At 69.9% G+C, this 7,897-nt stretch carries 5 protein-coding genes and 1 pseudogene; 4 read left to right on the top strand and 2 right to left on the bottom strand.

The window, feature by feature from the left end:
- The 3 genes and pseudogenes from ACNFOC_RS46875 to ACNFOC_RS46865 form a co-directional block, all read left to right on the top strand.
- Positions 1-581 (top strand): annotated as a pseudogene (locus tag ACNFOC_RS46875) (serine/threonine protein kinase); the annotation flags it as partial.
- Positions 582-729: 148 nt separating this feature from the next.
- Positions 730-2,361 (top strand): succinic semialdehyde dehydrogenase, encoded by a 1,632-nt coding sequence (locus ACNFOC_RS46870; RefSeq protein WP_416965107.1) that lies wholly within the window; start codon positions 730-732, stop codon positions 2,359-2,361.
- Between the two features lie 104 nt (positions 2,362-2,465).
- Positions 2,466-4,244, top strand: coding sequence for a GMC oxidoreductase (locus ACNFOC_RS46865; RefSeq protein WP_416965106.1), 1,779 nt, complete (start codon positions 2,466-2,468; stop codon positions 4,242-4,244).
- Between the two features lie 173 nt (positions 4,245-4,417).
- Here the strand turns inward: ACNFOC_RS46865 and ACNFOC_RS46860 are convergent, their stop codons facing one another.
- Complete coding sequence (locus ACNFOC_RS46860; RefSeq protein WP_416965105.1) at positions 4,418-5,419, bottom strand: LAETG motif-containing sortase-dependent surface protein; 1,002 nt, start codon at positions 5,417-5,419, stop codon at positions 4,418-4,420.
- A gap of 212 nt (positions 5,420-5,631) precedes the next feature.
- Here ACNFOC_RS46860 and ACNFOC_RS46855 point away from each other — a divergent pair, with 212 nt between their 5' ends.
- The gene (locus ACNFOC_RS46855; protein ID WP_416965104.1) at positions 5,632-6,771 is read left to right on the top strand and encodes a hypothetical protein; all 1,140 of its coding nucleotides are present in this window, start codon (positions 5,632-5,634) and stop codon (positions 6,769-6,771) included.
- Positions 6,772-7,375: 604 nt separating this feature from the next.
- Here the strand turns inward: ACNFOC_RS46855 and ACNFOC_RS46850 are convergent.
- Entirely contained in the window at positions 7,376-7,654 is a 279-nt protein-coding gene (locus ACNFOC_RS46850) for a chorismate mutase (protein WP_416965103.1), read from the bottom strand.
- Positions 7,655-7,897 lie beyond the last annotated feature (243 nt).

Genomic DNA, 7,897 nt, shown 5'->3' with positions numbered 1-7,897 from the left:
GCCCCCGACGCCTCCGTTCGCGCCGCGTCCCCGGCTCCGGCCGCGTCCTCGCGCTCGTCCTCGGCGTGCTCCTGCTGTCGGGCGTGGTCTTCGGTACCGTCGTGGACAACCTCCTGGACACGGCCGACAGCGAGGCGAGCAGCCCATGGACCGCGCACGCGGAGCGGGAGTTGTCCGCGGTCCTCTATCTCCCCGCCCAGTACAAGCGCCTCGCCGCGCAGACGGAATCCGCATCAGACAGCCGCACCGTCACGTACGCCAGCGGCACCCTCCGCGTGAGCCTCACCGAGCGGGACGGAACCAGCACCTCCCCCCTCGCCGCGGCGCACACCCTCACGCAGGGCACGTCGAACCCGCAGTACACCCGCACCAGCTTCCGCGGGAACAAGGACGCGGTGCTCGCCGACACCGTCCACGACGACTCCGGCGTCCCCACTCGCATCATGGCCCTGATCATCCGTACCGCCGACCACCGCATGTATCAGCTCCGCGTGGACATGCCCAAGGGCGCACCGGCGGAGAAGAAGGGCACCGCGCTCTTCAAGGGTGCCCGTGACCGGCTCGCCCTCACGGAAAAGTGAGTCCGTGATGATCCGGTGGTGATCATCCCCGCACAACGCCCTGATCAGCGCGTTCGTTGCCAGTGATCACTGGCGTGATGTGGGCACCGCGTGAATCCCGATTACCGACGGGTACCCAAACCTCCCGTCGCGGCATACCCTGCCGCACATGACGGACTCGCAGGCCCCGGAAAAGACCGGTACGGAAACGACGACCGGCACGAACCCCCTCGCGCCGGCCCCCGCAGGCGCCCGTACCGCCGCCGATGTGGTCACCCCGGAGCTGGTCGCCCAGCTCACGAAGGGTGTGGTCGGCTCCGGCCGGACCGCCAACCACTCGCCGTTCACCGGAGAGAAGCTCGCCGATCTGCCCGAGTCCACCCCCGAGGACGTGGCGAAGGCCTTCGACGCGGCCCGCGCCGCGCAGGCCCTGTGGGCCCAGACGCCGGCACGGCAGCGCGCGGCCGTGCTGCTCCGCTTCCACGATCTCGTCCTCGCCCGCCAGGCAGAGGTCCTCGACCTGATCCAGCTGGAGACCGGCAAGGCGCGGCTGCACGCGCACGAGGAGGTGCAGGCCGTCGCCGTCGCGGCCCGCCACTACGGCCGCAAGGCCCCCGCCTACCTCAAGCCGAAGCGGCACACCGGCGCCGTCCCGACCCTCACCAAGGTCACCGAACTCCGCCACCCGCGCGGGGTGGTCGGCCAGATCGCCCCCTGGAACTACCCGTTCGAACTCTCCGTCGGCGACGCGCTCCCGGCCTTCGCCGCGGGCAACGCCGTCGTGATGAAGCCGGACACGGAGACCTGCCTGACCGCCCTGTGGGCCCGCGACCTCCTCATCGAGGCGGGTCTGCCGGCCGACGTCTTCCAGGTCGTCCTCGGCGAGGGCCCGGTCGTCGGCCCCGAGGTCGTCAAGCACGCCGACTACGTCTCCTTCACCGGCTCCACCCGCACCGGCCGCGAGGTCGCGCAGGCCGCCGCTGCCCGCCTGATCGGCGTCTCCCTCGAACTCGGCGGCAAGAACGCCATGGTGGTCCTGGAGGACGCCGACATCGACAAGGCGGCGGCGGGCGCGGTCCGCGCCTGCTTCTCCTCCGCCGGCCAACTCTGCGTCTCCATCGAGCGGTTGTACGTCCACGAGTCGATCGCCGACACCTTCCTGGAGCGCTTCGCCGCCCGCACGAAGGCGATGCGCCTCGGCACGTCCCTCGCGTACGGCGCGGACATGGGATCGCTCGCGGGGGAGCGGCAGTTGGAGTCGGTCACCCGCCATGTGGAGGAGGCGGTCGCCAAGGGCGCCAAGCTCGTGGCCGGTGGCGTCGCCCGCCCCGACATCGGCCCGTACTTCTTCGAGCCCACCATCCTCGACGGCGTCGAGGCCCCCATGTCCGTCTGCGCCGAGGAGACCTTCGGCCCGGTCGTCTCCGTCTACCGCTTCACGACGGAGGACGAGGTGGTGGAGGAGGCCAACTCCACGCCGTACGGCCTCAATTCCTCGGTCTGGACGAAGAGCGGCACCCGCGGCCGCGCCATCGCCGCCCGCCTCCGCACCGGCACGGTCAACGTCAACGAGGGCTACGCCTCCGCCTACGGCAGCGTCCAGTCCCCCATGGGCGGCATGAAGGACTCCGGCCTCGGCCGCCGCCACGGCTCCGAGGGCATCCTCAAGTACACGGAGGCCCAGACGGTCGCCCAGCAGCGGCTGTTGCCGATGGCTCCCTCGCTGGGAATGACCGACGAGGCGTACGCGCAGTTCATGAGCAGGAGTCTCCGGGTGATGAAGGCATTCCGGCTCAGGTAGGGCTTTTGCTTTTAGGGGCGCGGGGCTGCATCGATATGCGGCTCCGCCGCGTGAGCGCGACCAGCCACACACGACCCGCAGCGAATCTCAATGAGGAGAACACGTTGTCGCAAGATGCCTACGACTATGACGTCCTCGTCGTCGGTTCCGGCTTCGGTGGTTCAGTGACCGCCCTCCGCCTGACCGAAAAGGGCTACAGCGTCGGCGTGTTGGAAGCCGGCCGCCGCTTCACCCCCACCACGCTCCCCAAGAACTCCTGGGACCTCAAGAACTACCTCTGGGCCCCCAAGCTCAACATGTACGGCATCCAGCGCATCCACCTGCTGGGCAACGTCATGGTCCTCGCCGGCGCAGGCGTCGGCGGCGGCTCCCTCAACTACGCCAACACCCTCTACGTCCCCCCGAAGCCCTTCTTCGAAGACCCCCAGTGGCGCGAAATCACCGACTGGGAAGAGGAGTTGAGCCCGTACTACGACCAGGCCCGCCGCATGCTGGGCGTACGGCTCAACCCGACGATGACCCCGTCGGACGTACACCTGAAGGCCGCGGCGCAACGGATGGGCGTCGGCGACACCTTCCACATGGCCCCCGTCGGCGTCTTCTTCGGCGACGGCAAGGACGCCGAGGGAACCGCGAAGGCGCGCCCCGGCGACCAGGTCGCCGACCCGTACTTCGGCGGCGCCGGCCCGGACCGCAAGGCCTGCACCGAGTGCGGCGAGTGCATGACGGGCTGCCGGCACGGCGCCAAGAACACCCTCAACGAGAACTACCTCTACCTCGCCGAGAAGGCGGGCGCGAAGGTCCACCCGATGACGACGGTCGTATCGGTGACGGACGACTCGCAGGGCGGTTACGCGATAGCCACCCTGCCCACGGATGCGAGGAGGTCGTCGGAGGGCCGTACCTTCAAGGCCCGCCGTGTCGTCCTCGCCGCCGGCACCTACGGCACCCAGACGCTTCTGCACCGGATGAAGGCGGGCGGGCAACTGCCGTACCTCTCCGAGAAGTTGGGCGAGCTGACCCGCACCAACTCGGAGGCGCTGGTCGGCGCACAGACGAACAACCGCCGTTACCGCAAGGCGACCGGCACCCGGCAGGTCGACTTCACGCGCGGAGTCGCCATCACGTCCTCGATCCACCCCGACGAGAACACCCACATCGAACCGGTCCGCTACGGCAAGGGATCCAACTCGATGGGCGGCCTCTCCATCCTCCAAGTCCCTTACGCCGAGGGCTCGTCGAGGGCACTGGGCTGGCTGGCGAACGCGGCCAGGCATCCCCTCCTGGTCCTCCGTTCGCTCTCCAACCGCCGCTGGTCGGAGCGGACCATCATCGGCCTGGTGATGCAGTCGCTGGACAACTCCCTGACGACGTACCTGAAACCGGACGGCGTCGGCAAAGGCCTGCTGACGGCACGTCAGGGGCACGGCGCTCCCAACCCCAAGCAGATCAGGGCGGCTTCGGAGGGCGCGGCGGCGATCGCCGCCGAGATCAACGGCTTCGCGGGTTCGAACGTCGGCGAACTCATGGGCACCCCGCTCACCGCCCACTTCCTCGGCGGCTGCCCCATCGGCGCCTCCCGCGAGACCGGCGTGATCGACCCGTACCACCGCCTCTACGGCCACGCCGGCATCTCGGTCGTCGACGGCTCGGCGGTCTCGGCGAACCTCGGCGTCAACCCGTCCCTCACGATCACGGCACAGGCCGAGCGCGCGATGTCGTACTGGCCCAACAAGGGCGAGCCGGACCCGCGTCCGGAGCAGGGGCTGTCGTACCAACGCCTGAAGCCGGTGGAGCCGCGTCAACCGGCCGTCCCCGAGGGCGCGTTCGGCGCGCTGAAGCTGCCGTTCCTGGGGATGCCGACGGTGCCGCCGAAGCCGTAGGCGATGACCCGGAGCCGTAGGCCACGGCCCGAAGTCGGAGGCCACGGCCCGGAGTCGTAGGCGGCGGCTCGAAGTCGTAGGCGACAAGCGGCACTTGTGGCAGTAGCCGGTACAGCAGAAGGACCTGCGCCCCCCTCCGAGCGCAGGTCCTTCCTTGTGCGGCGAGCCGCGTGTTACGCGCTCGCCCCGCTCTTGCGCCGGCGCACCATGACCACCGCGCCGATACCCGCGACGACGGCCGCGCCGCCCACGAGGCCGATCACCGGGAGCGCGGAACTGGAGCCGGTCTCGGCGAGGTTGCCGGTCGGGAGGTCGGAGATCTCGCCCTGCGGCTTCTTCACCGAGGTGTCCTTGCCGCCGTTGCCCGGGGTGGCGTTGCCCGGGTCGGTGTTCGGGGAACCGGCCTTCAGGACCTGGAAGTCGTACTCGGCCCAGCCCGCGGCGATGCAGTCCTGGCCCTTGACGTTGTCGAGGTAGACGCCCGCGCCGAAGGAGTAGGCGTCACCGGCCGGGGCCTTCGCGCTGATGCTGACGCGCAGGTCGACCGACTGGCTCTTTTTGGACTTCAGCTCGTCGAGGTAGAAGAAGTAGTCGCCGGCCCACCCGTCCTCGTCCTGGATGCGGTCCCAGGAACCGGACTCGGGGTTCTTGAACTCCAGGTCCACGTACGGGCTCAGGGACGTCGACTCGTCGACCTCGTAGTTCTCGACCTCGGCGTAGAAGGCGACTTCCTTGGCCGTGGTCTTCGACTTGTTGGTGACGGTCAGCTTGAAGTTGTGGAAGCCGTCGCCCGCGACGATCTTGCCCGGCAGGCCCTTGAGGTCCGCGGTCAGCTTGGCGTCGGAGAAGTCCTCGTCCAGTTCGTCGCAGAACGGCACGTCCGGGTCGGTCGGCCCGTCGCTGGGCTCGGCCGAGGTGGTGGGCGTGGCCGACGTGGACGGGCTGTTGCTCGCCGAGGGGGTGGTCGAGTCGGTCGGCGAGGTGCTGCTGGAGGGCGACGTGGAGCCGGACGGCGTCGCCGAGACCGTGTCCGACGGCGACCCGGACGGCGAGTCGCTCACGCTCGGGCTCCCCGACGGCGACTCCTCCGCGAACGCGGCCGGCGCGGACAGCAGGGCGAGCGGAGCGATGGCGGCCGTCGCGGCCGCCGCGGCCATGGCACGGCGAAGCTTCATGAAGTCCTCGGGAGGTCCGGTGCGCTGCGGCAGCGCAGCACGCTGGTCGGAGGGCTCCGCGTGTGGGGCGCGGGTGTGGCCCTTGGTTATGCCGGTGAGACCCGGGAAACCTGTGAACGGTTGTGCCCGCTCTCACCAAATCCTTATGTGGGCTGTGTCACACCCAAGTTCTCCTTGTGAACAGGCTTTCGGAACCTCTAGAACTTGGGGACGTGTCTGACAAGCCAGCTGAGGAACCGTCCTCGCACCCGGAGATCCCCGACGATGTCTGGGAACAGTTCGCCCGCGACTCGGAACGCGACATCCGCGCGTCCGCCCCGAAGGAACCGTCCGCCCGCGCCCGTGAGGTGACCGAGCGGCTGAAGAAGAACAAGGGCGCGGAGCCCGAGGGCTGGCGGACCGGTCCCGCCTGGCAGGAGATGAACGGGCGGGCCCGGCGCAGGCGCCGCGTGTGGGCCCTCCTCGGCCTCCCGCTCGCGATAGCCGTCGCCGTGGTCGCGATGAAACCGTCGCTCATCCCCGGCGACCCCTTCGGCGGCACGGCGGAATCGGACTCCGCCGCGGCGACCCCGCTCGCGCCGGAGACCACCGCCCCGACCGCCGCGCCCTCCGCCGCGGACTCCGAAACGCCCACCCTGGACCGGCCGTTCGCCGGTTCGCCCGCGCTGAACTGGGCGGACGGCGCGGCCGGCATCGTCCTGCCGCAGGCGAAGGCGGTGGGCGTGTTCTCGAAGAGTCAGGTCCAACTCGCCCTGAAACAGGCCGAGAAGCTCCTCGTCGAGGCCAACCTCAACCCGAAGACGACCGCCGGCGCCCGCCCGACCGCCGCGCTCGCCGTGCTGGACCCGAAGCAACCCGGCCTGATCGCCGATCTGAACACGTCCCTGAGCACCCCGAGCAAGGCCCGCGACCCCCTGATGATGTTCAGCCGCTTCGACCCCAAGGGCGTACGGCTCGTCGGCGACGTCGTGAAGACCCGCGGCCGGATCACCTTCAAGGAGGGCGAGCACTCCGGCGTCCTGATCCACGCCGACTACACCTTCGTCTACCCGGTCGTCCGCACCGACGGCTCCACCGAGGTCACCCGCACCATCGTCCGCCGCGTGCTCGACCTCCAACTCCTCGACCCCGCCCGCTACCAGGTCACCTCCGGCCGGCTCAGCGTCGACCGCTACGACGCCGACTTCGGCAACAGCGCCTGCGAGGTCTACGACGGCTTCTTCCACCCGGGCTTCCCCTCGGCCGAGCCCACCGGAGCCGCGCCGTCCGGCCCGACGACGGACCCGTACGACCGGAGCAACGACATCGGCGAGGGCGGGGACGAGCCGTGCGGGACGGTGTCACGCACCTGATGCCCAGGATGCCCACCAACTGACGGTTGGCGGTTGGCAGTCGCCGGACAAGCGAAGGGCCCCGCGGGACGGAGCCGCGGGGCCCTTCTCCGTCAGCACCGACGTCAGGGCAGCGCCGGTGCCTGGGAGCGGCGCCGGGGGGTTGCGCCGCTTGTCTCAAATGCCCTGGGTCGGCGCCCCGGCGCACACGGGGCGCACGCTTGGTCTCGACCTTTGGCGGTGGGACAGTGCACTGCAATGCGGTTGTCTGCTCTGGGACTTGGGGGCTCGGGGGGAGCCTCGGGGCCTTCTACGCATCGTGCTGGATGGACGCGGCCTCCGCAACCGTTCGATCCGGCTTTGTGCATTTTTGCATTTTCCGCCGGGCGGCCCCGGGCGTCCCCGGAGCCGACCGTTCTCTTGGGTGACCGGTCTGCTGTCCCCTGCCGTCCGGTCACGACCCTGGAGCGAGGTCCCACGACGCACGGCACGATCCGTACGTCTCATCGCCCCAGCCGAGCCACGCGTGGTTCTTTCGGGCCCGCCCCTGGCTGGCGCGGACACCACCCCAACGAAGCGGTTCGCGAGGCGGTCACGCGCCGTACGGGTGAGAGCGCGCCCGAACTCAGATACGACCCCGGGACAGTTCGAGGAGCGTCATGGCAAGGGACGTGCCGGGCCGGCCCAGCGCGTCGCTGTAGTGGCTGAGGATCTCGTTCTCCCGGGTGAGGCTCACCCGCCGCCCACCGGAGGAGATCCGCGCCTCCTGGACGACGGCCGACACAGCGACCCGTTCCTGGATCAGCCCGATGATCCGGTCGTCGAGCGCGTCGATGCGCTCCCGGGCGTCAGTGATCGTCTGCTCAGTCGTGGTGCTGGTCTGCTCGGTCGTGGTGCTGGTCATGCGGGGCTCCTTGTCGGATGCGGACGCGGTACCCCGAGGCGACAGACCCGGGAAAACAACAGGCGCCCCGGACCTGTCGGCCCGGGGCGCCTGGGAAGTCGCTTGTCAGTGGCTCAAGCAGTACGACCATGGCAGCCGGCGGGCCGGTTGCCATAGGTAAAGAGGGAGGTCGGGTGCGTGAGCATGGGGCGAGTATGGCACAAGGTTTCTTGAGGATGCTTGCCGGTACCGGGGGTCTGGGGG

This window comes from Streptomyces colwelliae, assembly GCF_048158785.1.
Lineage (GTDB): Bacteria > Actinomycetota > Actinomycetes > Streptomycetales > Streptomycetaceae > Streptomyces.
The sequence above is the reverse complement of the archived record's forward strand: the minus strand, read 5'-3'. Positions and strand labels throughout refer to the sequence as shown.